The sequence below is a fragment of the Allobosea sp. OK403 genome, assembly GCF_900113835.1.
In the GTDB taxonomy this organism is placed as follows: Bacteria; Pseudomonadota; Alphaproteobacteria; order Rhizobiales; family Beijerinckiaceae; genus Allobosea.
On sequence record NZ_FOQV01000002.1, the window covers coordinates 61990 to 75029 of the forward strand.

At 65.3% G+C, this 13040-nt stretch carries 13 protein-coding genes; 5 read left to right on the forward strand and 8 right to left on the reverse strand.

Annotation, left to right across the window (positions count from 1 at the left end; translation table 11 throughout):
• Positions 1-49: 49 nt before the first annotated feature.
• A complete protein-coding gene (gene serB / locus BMZ97_RS06120) occupies positions 50-934 on the forward strand; it encodes a phosphoserine phosphatase SerB (RefSeq protein ID WP_092166785.1) in 885 nt (294 codons plus the stop codon).
• Positions 935-1049: 115 nt separating this feature from the next.
• On the opposite strand, the gene BMZ97_RS06125 is transcribed toward serB, so the two are convergent.
• The 8 genes from BMZ97_RS06125 to BMZ97_RS06165 all read right to left on the reverse strand — a co-directional run bounded on the left by BMZ97_RS06125 (position 1050) and on the right by BMZ97_RS06165 (position 7729).
• Positions 1050-2582: a DegQ family serine endoprotease gene (locus tag BMZ97_RS06125; RefSeq protein WP_092168616.1), complete on the reverse strand. Its 1533-nt coding sequence runs from the start codon at positions 2580-2582 to the stop codon at positions 1050-1052.
• Positions 2583-2818: 236 nt separating this feature from the next.
• Positions 2819-3010: a DUF2065 domain-containing protein gene (locus BMZ97_RS06130; RefSeq protein ID WP_092166789.1), complete on the reverse strand. Its 192-nt coding sequence runs from the start codon at positions 3008-3010 to the stop codon at positions 2819-2821.
• A gap of 20 nt (positions 3011-3030) precedes the next feature.
• Positions 3031-3954, reverse strand: coding sequence for a protease modulator HflC (locus BMZ97_RS06135; protein ID WP_092166790.1), 924 nt, complete (start codon positions 3952-3954; stop codon positions 3031-3033).
• Positions 3951-5129 carry an FtsH protease activity modulator HflK gene (gene hflK / locus BMZ97_RS06140; protein WP_092166791.1) on the reverse strand — a complete coding sequence of 393 codons (1179 nt, stop codon included), beginning with the start codon at positions 5127-5129 and terminating at the stop codon, positions 3951-3953. The genes BMZ97_RS06135 and hflK overlap by 4 nt, the downstream gene beginning before the upstream one ends.
• A 151-nt stretch (positions 5130-5280) precedes the next feature.
• Complete coding sequence (locus BMZ97_RS06145) at positions 5281-5796, reverse strand: dihydrofolate reductase (protein WP_092166792.1); 516 nt, start codon at positions 5794-5796, stop codon at positions 5281-5283.
• Between the two features lie 4 nt (positions 5797-5800).
• Positions 5801-6283, reverse strand: coding sequence for a GNAT family N-acetyltransferase (locus BMZ97_RS06150; protein WP_092166793.1), 483 nt, complete (start codon positions 6281-6283; stop codon positions 5801-5803).
• Positions 6284-6611: 328 nt separating this feature from the next.
• Entirely contained in the window at positions 6612-6962 is a 351-nt protein-coding gene (locus tag BMZ97_RS06160) for a RidA family protein (protein ID WP_092166795.1), read from the reverse strand.
• Between the two features lie 35 nt (positions 6963-6997).
• Positions 6998-7729, reverse strand: coding sequence for a GntR family transcriptional regulator (locus BMZ97_RS06165; protein WP_092166796.1), 732 nt, complete (start codon positions 7727-7729; stop codon positions 6998-7000).
• Between the two features lie 353 nt (positions 7730-8082).
• On the opposite strand from BMZ97_RS06165, the gene BMZ97_RS06170 reads away from it, so the two are divergent.
• From BMZ97_RS06170 to BMZ97_RS06185, 4 genes are read left to right on the forward strand one after another with little or no spacing between them, the layout of a single operon-like run.
• Positions 8083-9159 carry an ABC transporter substrate-binding protein gene (locus BMZ97_RS06170; RefSeq protein WP_092166797.1) on the forward strand — a complete coding sequence of 359 codons (1077 nt, stop codon included), beginning with the start codon at positions 8083-8085 and terminating at the stop codon, positions 9157-9159.
• 20 nt (positions 9160-9179) lie between these two features.
• Complete coding sequence (locus BMZ97_RS06175) at positions 9180-10307, forward strand: ABC transporter ATP-binding protein (RefSeq protein WP_092166798.1); 1128 nt, start codon at positions 9180-9182, stop codon at positions 10305-10307.
• Positions 10304-12097, forward strand: coding sequence for an ABC transporter permease subunit (locus BMZ97_RS06180; protein WP_092166806.1), 1794 nt, complete (start codon positions 10304-10306; stop codon positions 12095-12097). The genes BMZ97_RS06175 and BMZ97_RS06180 overlap by 4 nt, the downstream gene beginning before the upstream one ends.
• A gap of 43 nt (positions 12098-12140) precedes the next feature.
• On the forward strand, positions 12141-12857 hold the full coding sequence (locus BMZ97_RS06185) for an aspartate/glutamate racemase family protein (protein ID WP_092166807.1): 717 nt from the start codon (positions 12141-12143) through the stop codon (positions 12855-12857).
• Positions 12858-13040 lie beyond the last annotated feature (183 nt).

Genomic DNA, 13040 nt, shown 5'->3' on the forward strand with positions numbered 1-13040 from the left:
GACCTGCGATGAGCACCGCCCTGATCGTCACCCTGCCCGGTCCTTCCACATGCTCGTCGCCACGCTCGTTTCCGCCCATGGCCAGGCGCTGGTCGATGACAGCTTGCTGAGCCATCTCTCGGCGACCATCCCAGGCCTTACGCATAGCGCGCGCCTCGACGGCGAGATCGCCGCCGACGTCTTCGCGGAAGCGAACGACGCGCGCAAGCTCGAAGCCGAGATCCGCCTCGCGCTCGCGGGCGCCGCGATCGATATCGTCGTCCAGCCCGAGGCGACGCGGCGCAAGGCGCTGTTCCTCGCCGATATGGATTCGACCATGATCGGGCAGGAGTGCATCGACGAACTCGCTGCCTATGTCGGCCTCAAGGAGAAGGTCTCCGGCATCACCGAACGCGCCATGCGCGGCGAGATCGCCTTCGAGCCGGCCCTGCGCGAGCGCGTCGCCTTGCTGAAGGGCGTGCCGCTTTCCATTGTCGGCGAGATCATCGCTGACCGCATCACCCTGACGCCAGGCGGATCGGCCCTCGTACGCACCATGCGCACCCATGGCGGCTACACCGCGCTGGTCTCGGGCGGCTTCACCGTCTTCACCGGGCCGATCAGCTCAACGATCGGCTTCGACGAGCACCGCTCCAATGTATTGCTCGCGCATGAGGGCGTGCTGACCGGCGAGGTCGCCAACCCGATCCTCGGCAAGCAGGCCAAGCTCGATGCGCTGCTGGAATTGCGCGGGCGTCTTGGCCTCGCCCCGGCACAGACGCTCGCCGTCGGCGACGGCGCCAATGACCTTGCCATGCTGGGCGAGGCGGGCCTGGGCGCCGCCTTTCGCGCCAAGCCGGCGGTTGCCGCCGCCGCCCATGCGAGGCTCGACCACGCCGATCTGACGGCGCTGCTGTATGCCCAGGGTTATACCGGCGCGGAGATCGTCAGGTAGCACCTGACCTTGGAAGCTCGGGAATCTCGACGCTCCGGAACAAAGCCCCCAAGGCGGCAACACAAAAAAGGGCGGCCTCGACGGCCGCCCTTTTGCAAATCCATGACGCCCAGCGTCAGTTCATCGATACCGCGACGAAGCGGACCTCGCCCTGCGCGTTCGAGACCAGAAGCAAGGCGGACTTCTTGCCGTCCTTCTTCAAGGCATCGAGACGCTTGGTCACGTCCTCAGGCGAGTTCACCGGCTCCTGGCCGACCTCGACGATCAACTCGCCGACCGAAATGCGCTTGTCGGCGGCGTTCGAATTCGGATCGACCTTGGTGATGATGACGCCCTTGGTGCCGTCCTTGATCGCGTAGCGCTTCTTCAATTCCTCGGTCTGCGGTGAGAATTCGAGGCCGAGAGCGCTGGTCACGGCGGGCTTGGCCGGTTCGGCCGGCGTGCGTGCCGAGGCGGGCTGGACCTTCTCGCCATCCTCGAGGCGACCGAGCTTGACGGTCTTCACCAGTTCCTTGCCCTTGCGCATGATGCTGATCGGCACATCCTTGCCGACCGGGGTGGCGGCGACGATGCGCGGCAGATCGCGCGAATCCTTGACCTCCTTGCCGTCGAACTTGACGACCACGTCGCCGACCTCGAGGCCCGCGGGTTTGGCCGGCCCCTTGTCGTCAATGCCGGCGATGAGCGCGCCGCGCGCGGTGCCAAGGCCGAGCGCCTCCGCAGTAGCGTCATCGACGCTCTGGATGCGCACGCCGAGCCAGCCGCGGCGCGTCTCACCGAACTCACGCAATTGCTCGACGACATTGGCCGCGAGCGAGGATGGCACGGCAAAGCCGATACCGACCGAACCACCCGTCGGCGACAGGATCGCCGTGTTGATGCCGATGACCTCGCCCGCCATGTTGAACAGCGGCCCGCCGGAATTGCCTTTGTTGATGGCAGCGTCGGTCTGGATATAGGTGTCGTAGGGCCCCTGGCTGATGTCGCGGTTGCGCGCCGAGATGATGCCCGACGAAACCGAGCCGCCCAGCGCGAACGGATTGCCGATCGCCATCACCGGATCGCCGATGCGCATCGCATCGGAATCGCCGAACTTGACCGCCGGCAGCGGCTTGTCGTGCTTCACCCGCAGCACCGCGAGATCGACCTTGGCGTCCTTGCCGATGACCTCGGCCTTGAGACGAAGCCCGTCGGGAAAGATCACCGTGATCTCGTTGGCGTCGCCGATGACGTGGTTGTTCGTCACGACGATGCCCGACGCGTCGATCACGAAGCCCGAGCCCGCCGATTGCGAACGGCGCGGCTGAGGCGCCTGGCGCTCGCCTTGCTGGTTCTGGCCGTCGCGGCCCTGGCCGCGCCGGTTGAAGAATTCCTCGAAAAGGTCACCGAAGGGGGTGTCGGGGCCAAGCTGGGGCAGTTGCGGCAGGGTGCGGCCCTTGGCGTCTCCCGTCGTCACCGCCGAGATGTTGACCACCGCGGGCATGACCTTGTCGACGAGATCGGCCAGCGAAACCTGGCCGGCCAGCACGGGCGAATTCGCCTGCGCCGGAGCCGAGACGGCACCCAGCGGCAGCAGAGCCGTGCTGCACACCAATGCAATCCGGGCGATCCGAAGAGGAGACTGTTTGAATGCCATCAGGGTCCTCATGAGAAGAATGGGCAGGCAATCAGCCTGCCAGAATAGGCCCGAGTAATGAACCTGAAAATACGGCGGAAGCGCGATGCAGCGTGAATCGCGGTGCACGATCGCGTCATTGTGCATCCGCACTGTTATAACAGGCTCGCGGAGCACGACCCGCGCCGGAGCCTTGCGGGAAGGCTGCAGACGCGAAGGCGCCCGTACAGCACTGAAACGACGGTCCACCCGCCGCTTGCAGGCCTTACCTAAACGCCGCCGCGCACCAGCCAGACCAGAATGACGCCGAGCACGGCGGAGCCAATTCCGATCAACCGCATGCGGTCGACCGGCGTCTCGGCTGCGCTGCGCAAGGCATCCTTGGCGAGGTTCGGCACCGCCGCGAACAAGATGCCCTCGATGGCGAAAACCAGGCCGAGCGCCGCGATGAAATCCCACATACGCGGCGCCCGGGTTCGAATCAGGGCCGCGCCGGCGCGGCCGGCACGGTGGTGGTCGCGCCCGCATCCCGCTGGGCTTGCGGCCCATTGAAGAAGCGGAAGAACGGGGTATCGGGCGAGAGCACCATGCGCGTATCGCCCGGCTTGATGCTGGCCTCATAGGCCTGCATCGAACGATAGAACGCGAAGAACTCCGGATCCTTGCCGAAGGCTTCGGCGAAGACGCGGTTGCGCTCGCCTTCGCCCTCGCCGCGAACCTCGTCCGAACGGCGCTGTGCCTCGGCGACGATCACGGTCGAATCCCTGTCGGCACGCGCCCTGATCTCCTGCGCCTGCTGGGCGCCGAGCGCGCGGGCTTCGGCCGCCTCGCGCTGACGTTCCGTCTGCATGCGCTGGAACACGGCTTGCGAGTTGGCCGCCGGAAGGTCGACGCGGCGCAGGCGCACATCGACGACGGTCATGCCGAAGCGCGCCGCCTCGCGGTTCACATCGTCACGAATACGGCTCATCAAGCGCGAACGGTCGGTACGGACCATGGCGGTGAAGCTCGCCTCAGCCAGCACGCTGCGGACATTGCCGTTGACGATCGAGGCAAGCTGCGAGTTGGCGCGCGGGATGCTGTTGACCGCCTGATAGAACTTCAGCGGATCGGAGATCCGGTAGCGCGTAAAGGCATCGACGACGAGCCGCTTCTGGTCCGAGGCGATGATTTCCTGCGACGGCAAGTCCAGATCGAGGATGCGGTTGTCAAGGAAGGTCACCGTCTCGAACGGCGCCGGCAGCTTGAAGTAGAGCCCGGGCGCGGTGGCGATGGTGCGCACCCGCCCGAACTGCAGCACGATGGCCGATTGCGTCTGCTGCACGACGAAGGTGCCGGCATAAAGCAGAACCGCGGCAAGGCCGACGAGGATGAGCGCACCAACGCGCAGGATCGAACCGTTCATCGGACCGCTCCTCCCTGCTGAGCGCCCGGCGCCGTGCGCCGCTGCTGGAGTTCGTTGAGGGGCAGATAGGGCACGACGCCCTGGCTACCATTCTTCTGGTCGATGATCACCTTGTCGGTGCCGCCGAGCACGCGCTCCATCGTCTCGATGAAGAGCCGCTCGCGAGTCACGGCCGGCGCATTCTTGTACTGCGCGTAGACCGCATTGAAACGGCTCGCCTGACCAAGCGCTTCCGCCACCGTCTGGTCCTTATAGGCTTCAGCCGACTGGACGAGCTGCGCCGAACGGCCGCGCGCTTCCGGCACGACGCGGTTGGCATAGGTCTGCGCTTCGTTGCGCAGGCGTTCCTGGTCGGCGCGGGCCGCCTGGACGTCGCGGAACGAATCGATGACCTGCTGCGGCGGATCGACCTTCTGCATCTGTACCAGGCGGATCTGGACGCCTGCCTTGTAGGTGTCCAAGGTCTCCTGCATCAGATGGCGCACCTCGGTCTCGATCGCGCCGCGATCGGTGGTGAGCACCGGCTGGATGTTGCGGCGGCCGACGACTTCGCGCATCGCGCTCTCGGCAACGGCCTTCACCGTACCCGGCGGATCCTGGATGTTGAAGACGTAATTCTCGGGCGCGACGGGGTCGATCTGCCACTGCACGATGACGTCGACATCGACGATGTTCTCGTCGCCGGTCAGCATCAGGCTCTCTTCGATCACGTCTGTCTGGCGCGAGGTGCGCACCGACTCGACCGTGCGGAAGCCGACCTCGGTGGTGACGACATTGGTCACCTGGGGCTTGATCACGCCGCCGATGGGATAGGGCCAGTTCCAGTTGGCGCCTTCGCCGGTCTTGCCGATATATTTGCCGAAGACGGTGTTGAGGCCGACCTCGTTGGGGCGCACGAAATAGACGCCAGTCGCGAGCCAGACCAGCACGAGGACGAGCAGGCCGAGCACGAGACCGCGCCCACCGACATTGCCGCCCGGAAGCAAATTCTTGAGCCGATCCTGGCTGCGCCGCAGGATCTCTTCCAGATCGGGCGGCGAACCGCCACCGCTGCCGCCGCCATTCGAGCCGCCGCCCCAGGGGCCGCCACCGCCGCCGCTTCCACCGCGATTGCCCCAGGGTCCACCCCCGCCGCCACCGCTCCCACTACCGCCGCTCTGGTTGCTCCAAGGCATACTTGCGCCGTTCCCTTACGCTCGTGTCAGGCCGTGCAATAGGCGAATGCCGGCCATTTGTCAGCGCCCTTGCGGGGCCGTGGCGCTGACTTGGGCATGGGACATGGATTCGTCAACGGCGCAAGTCATTCATCGTCAACAGAAAGTCGGCTCATGGCCGGCGACGAAAGGTCGCGAAGGTGAAGGCGTGCTCATCATCGGGACCGTGGGGATGCTCTTCGCGTGCGAGGGCTTCGAAGGCAGCGCGATTCCAGTCCGGGAAAACCGCATCGCCCTGCGGCGCCGCATGCACGAAGGTCAGTTCGAGCCGGTCGGCGAAAGGCAAGGCCTGACCATAAATCTCCGTGCCGCCGCCGATGATAACCGAATGCGCCCCCATCGCGCGGCCCAGGCTCTGGGCGTGCTCGAGCGCTCCTTCGAGAGAATGCGCGACATGCACGCCCTCAGTGCTGAAATGCGCATCGCGCGTCAGCACGATCGTCTCGCGTCCCGGCAGCGGCTTGCCGATCGAGAGATAGGTCTTGCGCCCCATGATGATAGGGCAACCCGTCGTCAGGCGGCGGAACCGCCGCATGTCGGTCTTCAATCGCCAGATCAGCTTGTTGTCGTCGCCGATGACATTGTTGTCAGCGATGGCTGCGACAATGACGAGAGGAAGCGCAGCCATCGTCTCAGCCCCCCTGCCCCAACCGCGCCAAAGCCTCGCCTTCGAGCCGCTTCACTGTCCACTCATCCTGCGCGGCGGCTCCGATCGAGCGATAGAACACCCGCGACGGCTCGTTCCAATTCAGCACCCACCAGGCCAGGCGCGGCAGCCCCTCTTCAACGCAGCGCCTGGCAAGGTGCGCGATCAGGCCCTTGCCGATGCCGCGCCCGCGCTGACCGGGCCGCACATAAAGATCCTCCAGCCAGATGCCGTGCCGGCCAGAGAAGGTGGAATAGGTGTAGAACCAGACCGCGAAGCCGACCGGCTCGCCCTCCCACTCCGCGATGTCGCAGAATGTGCGCGGGTTCGGGCCAAACAGCGCCAAGGCGATGTCGGCCTGCGTCGCCGCGACCTCATGCAGCAGCTTCTCGTATTCGGCCAGTTCCCTGATGAAACCGAGGACAAGGCCGGCCTCATCTGGACGGGCGGGGCGGATGGTCAAGCTCATGGCGAGAGGCCCTGCGACGACGACCGCCGCGTTTATGGAAGCGTGAAGTTCTTGGAAGCATGCAGTTCATGGAAGCAGGAAGGAGAATCGACAAGCCGGCACCCCCGATTTGTCTCGTGCATAACTCAGAAAAACGCCAGCCGGCAGAACCGGCGCGACATGCCGAACGCCGTTCTCGGCATGCAGCAATCCGAAAGCCGATGTCGTTACCACAAGCGTCGGAAAGGCCGGGAGCCGCTTGCCCAACGCCATGAAGAGCAAGGCGGTCCTGGATCGCATGCGAGCGCCCAAGCCCGCTTGCTGCATCCAGCCTTCGTCATCACGGCGCTCAGGCGGCGGCGGTCACGATGATCTCGACGCGAAAGTCGGGATCGGCCATGCCGACCGTGCCGCAGCTGCGCGCCGGCGCGTTGTCTCGGTCGATCCAGGCATCCCAGACCGCGTTCATGCCGTCATAATCGTCCATGGTTCTCAGCCAGATCGTGGCTGAGAGGATCTTGCTCCTGTCGCTTCCGACTTCGGCGAGAGCGGCATCGATCTTGGCGAAAGCCTCTTGCGTCTGCTGGGCGATGTCCCCCCGCTTATCGTCGCAGACCTGGCCGGTCAGGTAGATGACGCCACCATGCACCACTGCGCGGCTGCGGCGGCTATTCGCGCCGATACGCTGGATATCGTTCATGTCCTGTCCTTGTTGCTGGTGAAAGACGCAGCCGCTCAGGCGCTCGCGAGGGCCGGCGTCTCGACGACGCCTTCCGCCTGGCGCCAGGCGAAGCCCAGATGGGCCTGGAGCAGCCGGTTGAGCAGCGGTCCGTCGCGATCGAGGAAGGCCTTCAGGATGTCGGCGTGCTGGTAGGCCGCCGAGGTCCAGTCCTTGATCTGCATGACCGCGAGATAGCGGGTGCGATAGAGCCTGAGGTTCAATTGGCCGTGGATCTCGACCAGCGTCGGATTTCCCGAGCCAGCGACGATGCCGAGATGGAAGGCCTGGTTCGCCTGGAAATAGGCGGAGCGGTCCTTGGCCTCGAACGCCACCTGCAGCAGGTTGTATTGCCGCTCGACCTCCGCCACCTGCACTGGCTGGGCGCTGAGGCAGGCGAGTTCACCGCCGAGCCCGTCGAGCATGCTGTAGACCTTCAGCATGCCGCGCAGATCCTCGACGCCGGGATTGGCCACGAGGGCGCCGCGATTGGGCAGGATGTCGACGAGCCGTTCCGTCGCGAGGATCTGGAGCGCCTCGCGGATCGGCGTGCGCGAGACCCGCAGCTGCTCGGAGATCGGCTGCTCGCGGATGCGCTCGCCGGGCTTCAGGCCGTCATGGATGATCTGATCGCGGATGTGGTTCGCGATCTGCTGCGTCAGGGGCTGGGCCGCCACAGTCAGGGACAGCCTCGGCACGGCTTCGTCGGAGGCGGGGCTCTGGCCGTCCGGAGCGAGGGTCAAGCTCATGAAGGTCTCATTTCCAGCAAGTGCCTAAAGCGTTTTCAAGCGAAGTGGACACCGGTTCGCGTCAAGAAAACGCGTTAGAACAAAGAGCTAGAGCAGTTCGCGATCCAGCTGGATCGGAAACTGCTCTGGCTGGCAGCCGCTTATTTGCGCTTGCAAGACTATCGCGCCTGCGTATTGTCGACAATATGGAAAATGACTATCCGTGAGAATGATTGTTCCCCCACGACGCCACGCCGCTTGCCAAGCGGTGTCGGCAGAGATCGTGCCGGGCCGATCGCCAGCTTGCGGACGCTATCGCCGACAGCCTCGTTTCACACATTGCCTGAGTGACGATCGAAGGGGAGAGATGCGCCATGACGACGACAGATGATCGAGACGTGCCCCCGAAGGCGACGCGCCGGGACTTTCTCGTCACCGCCGCGCTGACCACGGCAGCCGCGAGCATGGGCTCGGTGTCATCGGCGCTCGCCGCCGAGAAGATCACCGTCGCCGATCCGGGCGGCATCTATCAATCGGGCTTCGGTGCAGCCTTCTACAAACCCTTCCAGGCCGAGACCGGCATCGAGATCGTCAATGTCGCCCGTGAGGCGGAGCCGACCAGCCAGATCAAGGCGATCGTCGAGGCGAAATCCTATGTCTGGGATGTGGTGTCGGTGACGCTATCCTCGCGCAAGCTGCTCTCGGACCAAGGGCTGCTCGAGCCACTGGACTGGAGCGGGCCCGAAATGGATGCGCTCATCCCGGCAGCGCGCCAGCCCGACTGGATGGGCACCAACGTCTTCGCCAGCCTTCTCGCCTATCGCACGGACACGATGAAGACCGCGCCCAACAGCTGGGCGGATTTCTTCGACGTGAAGAAATTCCCCGGCCGCCGTTCGCTGCCCAAGAGCCCGATCATCGTCTTGGAAGGGGCGCTGCTGGCCGACGGCGTTCCGCTGGACAAGCTCTACCCGCTCGACATCGACCGCGCCTTCCGGAAACTCGACGAGATCAAGCCGCATGTCAGCGTCTGGTGGGCGAGCTTCGGCCAGACGACCCAGTTGCTGCAGAGCGGCGAGGTCGACATGCTCTACAGCAGCAATGCGCGCATTCAGGCCGCGATCGACAGCGGCGCGCCGGTCCAGCTGATCTGGAACCAGGCGCTCTATGGGCTCGAAGGCTGGGCGATCCCGAAAGGCTCGCCGCGCGCCGCGCTCGCCAAGCGCTTCATCAAATACTGCGCCAACGGCGCGCGGCAAGCCGCCTATACCAACGCCCTCGCCTATGGCCCGACCAACCCTGCAGCCTTCGACAAGATCGCGCCGGAGCGGGCGAAATTCCTGCCGACCGCGCCCGAGAACTTCAAGGGCATGGCCCAGATCAACGACGACTGGTGGGGCGCCAACAAGGACAAGATGTTCGACCGCTTCAACGCCTGGCTGCTGCGCTGACGGCTGCGGACCGACACGCCATGGCCACCGGCAAATCGCCCGAGAACAAGACGTCGCCCGAGAACAAGTCGCCGAAGAAGCTGAGCATCGTGGAGGTGTCAAAGCGCTATGGCGACGTCGCTGCGCTCGACAGCACCGACCTCGATATGGCCGAAGGCGAATTCCTGACCCTGCTGGGGCCATCCGGCTCGGGCAAGACGACACTGCTCTCGATCGTGGCCGGGCTCACCAGCCCGACCACCGGAGAGGTCTGGATCGACGGCCGTTGCTCCACCCGGCTCCCGCCGTTCAAGCGGGAGATCGGCATGGTGTTCCAGAACTATGCGCTGTTTCCGCATCTGACGGTGTTCGAAAACATTGCCTTTCCGCTGCATATGCGCCGCCTGCCCGCAGTGGAGGTGGAGCGCGAGGTGCGCCGCGTTCTGGACGTCATCAAGCTGCCCCAGGTCGCCGACCGGTTCCCGCGTGAGCTCTCGGGTGGGCAGCAGCAGCGCATCGCGCTGGCCCGCTGCATCGTCTACAGCCCGTCGATCGTGCTGATGGACGAGCCGCTGGGCGCGCTCGACAAGAATCTGCGCGACCACATGCAGATGGAGATCAAGCGCCTCCACACCGAGATCGGCATCACCGTCCTCTACGTCACTCACGACCAGGAGGAGGCGTTGGCGATGTCGGACAGGATCTGCCTGATGAACAATGCCCGCATCGAGCAGGTCGGTACGCCCGACGATCTCTATTTCCGGCCCCGGAGCATCTTCGCGGCGAGCTTCCTCGGCGAATCCAATATCCTCGACGGCGTCGTCCAGGCGATGGGCGAGAAGGCCGTGATCAGCGACCAGGCCGGTGCGACCTTCGAGGCGCGGCCGGATGCGCGCTTCAAGACTAAGGAGCGCCTGTGCTGGATGGTGCGGCCCGAGAGCCTGCGCGTGACGCGCGATGCGGGCCCGCCGGGCAATACACTGCGCGGCCGGCTGCAGGATGTCGTCTTCGCCGGCGGCGTCACCAAGATCCATGTCCGCACAGACCAAGGCGGAATGCTCGTCGCCAAACAATTGACCACCGCCAATGGCGTGCCCCATCAGGGCGAAGAGGTCTTCGTCAGTTGGAGCGGCGAGGACACGGTCCTGCTGCCGGCGGCCGCGCCGTGACCGGCGAGGCGACGACACTGCACCCAGCCGCGCTCTCCCGGCCGCTATCGCCGCTGCTCGCGCTCTGGCCGCTGCTGCCGATCGCCCTGTTCCTGGGCGCTTTCTTCGTCTACCCGGTGCTGCAATTGCTGACCCTTTCGGTCCGCACGCCAGCAGGCGAGATGACGGCCCAAAACTATCTGCGCATCGTCTCCGACCCGATCTACGCGAATGTGCTGGCGATCACCTTCAAGATCGCGTTCTGGACCACGCTGGTCTCGATCCTGGGCGCCTATCCTGTCGCTTATCTCCTCGCCACCGCCTCGGCCAAGCGACGCAACAGCTTGATGATCTGGGTGCTCGTGCCGTTCTGGACGAGCTTCCTGGTACGGACCTTCGCCTGGATGATCCTGCTCGGGCGCAATGGTGCGATCAACCGCATGCTGATCTCCCTGGGCATCACCGATGCTCCGGTCGCGCTGATCTACAACCTGACCGGGACGCTGATCGGTATGAGCCACGCCATGATCCCGCTGGCGATCATGACCATGCTGCCGGTGATGCAGACGATCGACCCCAATCTGGCGCGGGCCGCCGACACGCTCGGCGCCCGGCGCGGCCAGACCTTCTGGCGGATCTATTTCCCGCAATCCATGCCCGGCGTCAGCGCCGCCTGCATCATGGTGTTCATCACCTCGCTCGGCTTCTTCATCACGCCTGCGCTGCTTGGCGGCGCCCGGGAGACGATGATCACACAGGTCATCATCACGCAGGTCCAGGAACTGCTGAACTGGGGCTTTGCCGGCGCGCTTGCCGTCTTCCTGCTGGCGGCGGCGCTGCTGGTCTTCGCGCTCTATGACCGCGTCGTCGGCATGGCGACGCTGGCTGGCGCCTCGGCATCGGTCGGCCGCGCCCGCCCCTCGATGCTGGGGCGCGTCGGTGCGCGCCTGGGCGGCGCCATCCTAGGCGCCCTCGGCAATCTCTGCGCGGCGGTCGCTGAGCGCTGGGAGCGGGCCATGCCGGGGAGCGCACAGGGCGTGCTCGGCAAGGCTGCGCTGCGGCTCGCCTTCGGCTTCGTCATCGGCTTCCTGATCCTGCCGGCGCTTTTCGTCATCCCCGCCTCCTTCACCGCGGGCGCCGCCGTCGAGTTTCCGCCGCGCGGCTTCTCACTGCGCTGGTACCAGACCTATCTCTCCTCGCCGGACTGGATCAGCGCGACCTACAACTCCTTCGCCATCGCCACGATGTCGGGGCTGGTGGCGCTGCTGATCGGGACGATGGCCGCCTTCGCCCTGACGCGGCGGCGGATCCCGGGCAAGACAGCGGTTCTCGCCCTGGTCCTGTCGCCGCTGATCGTGCCGCGCGTCGTCATCGCGGTGGCGCTGTTTTACCTCTATTCGCGGCTTGAACTGGTCGGGACGATCACCGGCCTCGTCATCGGTCATGCCGTCCTGGCGGTGCCTTATGTCGTCATCACTGTGATGGCGGTGCTCAGCACCTATGACCAACGCTACGACCAGGCGGCCTCGACGCTGGGCGCCAGCCCGCTGCGCACGCTCTGGCGCATCACCCTGCCGCAGATCAGGCCGGGTCTGATTGCCGCCTTCCTGTTCGCCTTCATCACATCCTTCGACGAACTCACCATCGCCCTGTTCGTGACCGGCGGCGCCGTCTCGACACTGCCGCGCCAGATGTGGAGCGACATGCTGCTCCAGATCAATCCGACGCTGGCAGCCGTCGCCACGATCCTGCTGGTGGTGATGACGCTGCTTCTCTTCGCCGGCGAATATCTGCGCCGGCGCAGCCCATGAGCGGGATGCCTTCGCTCCCCTCGCCTATCCCAGGACATCGCCCATGCAGCCCATGAAGAAGACCTATTACGGCGTCACCCTCGGCATCCTGATGGTGAAGAGCCATTTCCGCCGGTTCCATGGCGATATCGGCCATGCCGGCACCTGGCCGTTCCCGGTGCAGTATCGCATCGTCGCCGATGCCGTGCCGTCGCGGATGACGGAGATGCACAATGTCAGCCTGCTCGAGCCGTTCAAGGCCGCCGCCCAGGAGCTGATCGAGGCCGGCGTCGACGGCATCACCACGACCTGCGGCTTCCTGTCGATCTATCAGCGCGAGCTCGCCGATTTCTGCTCGGTGCCGGTGGCGACGAGCGCCTTGCTGCAGGTGCCGATGGTCGAGCGCATCATCCCCAGCAACAAGAAGGTCGGCATCCTGACCTATAATGGCGACGCCCTGACGGGCCGCTATCTCGAGGCCGCGGGCGTCGCCGCCGACACGCCGGTCGTCGGCATGCCTCCGACCTCGGAATTCGTCCGCTCGATCCGCGACGGCGACGACAGCGTGCCCTTCGAAGTCTTGCGCGAGGAGGTGCTGGCGACGGCCGGCACGCTGATGACCCGGCATCCCGATATCGGCGCGATCGTTTCCGAATGCACCAATCTGACGCCGTTCAGCGCCGATATCGCGCAGCGCTTCCGCGTGCCGGTGTTCGACGCCGTGACCATGGTCAACTGCTTCCACGCCGCGCTGAAGCCGCAGCGCTTCGTGCAGGACTGAGCCGGAACCTCGCCGCGTGACCGATTCCAGGAGTTGAGAGCATTGCTCTTGCGAAAAACCGGTACCCACTTTTTCGCGCAAGGCTCTCGCGTCCACGGATTGCGGGGCGATCGGCAGAACCAGCTCGATCTTTGTTCTAACGCGGTTCCCTCGCTCGAAAACGCTCTAAGCCGGTCGCGATTG

Excerpts from the sequence above, each read along its gene's own strand:
- serB (WP_092166785.1), top strand. The coding sequence starts at position 50 with ATGCTCGTCGCCACGCTCGTTTCCGCCCATGGCCAGGCGCTGGTCGAT.
- BMZ97_RS06125 (WP_092168616.1), bottom strand. The coding sequence starts at position 2,582 with ATGAGGACCCTGATGGCATTCAAACAGTCTCCTCTTCGGATCGCCCGG.
- BMZ97_RS06130 (WP_092166789.1), bottom strand. The coding sequence starts at position 3,010 with ATGTGGGATTTCATCGCGGCGCTCGGCCTGGTTTTCGCCATCGAGGGC.
- BMZ97_RS06135 (WP_092166790.1), bottom strand. The coding sequence starts at position 3,954 with ATGAACGGTTCGATCCTGCGCGTTGGTGCGCTCATCCTCGTCGGCCTT.
- hflK (WP_092166791.1), bottom strand. The coding sequence starts at position 5,129 with ATGCCTTGGAGCAACCAGAGCGGCGGTAGTGGGAGCGGTGGCGGCGGG.
- BMZ97_RS06145 (WP_092166792.1), bottom strand. The coding sequence starts at position 5,796 with ATGGCTGCGCTTCCTCTCGTCATTGTCGCAGCCATCGCTGACAACAAT.
- BMZ97_RS06150 (WP_092166793.1), bottom strand. The coding sequence starts at position 6,283 with ATGAGCTTGACCATCCGCCCCGCCCGTCCAGATGAGGCCGGCCTTGTC.
- BMZ97_RS06160 (WP_092166795.1), bottom strand. The coding sequence starts at position 6,962 with ATGAACGATATCCAGCGTATCGGCGCGAATAGCCGCCGCAGCCGCGCA.
- BMZ97_RS06165 (WP_092166796.1), bottom strand. The coding sequence starts at position 7,729 with ATGAGCTTGACCCTCGCTCCGGACGGCCAGAGCCCCGCCTCCGACGAA.
- BMZ97_RS06170 (WP_092166797.1), top strand. The coding sequence starts at position 8,083 with ATGACGACGACAGATGATCGAGACGTGCCCCCGAAGGCGACGCGCCGG.
- BMZ97_RS06175 (WP_092166798.1), top strand. The coding sequence starts at position 9,180 with ATGGCCACCGGCAAATCGCCCGAGAACAAGACGTCGCCCGAGAACAAG.
- BMZ97_RS06185 (WP_092166807.1), top strand. The coding sequence starts at position 12,141 with ATGCAGCCCATGAAGAAGACCTATTACGGCGTCACCCTCGGCATCCTG.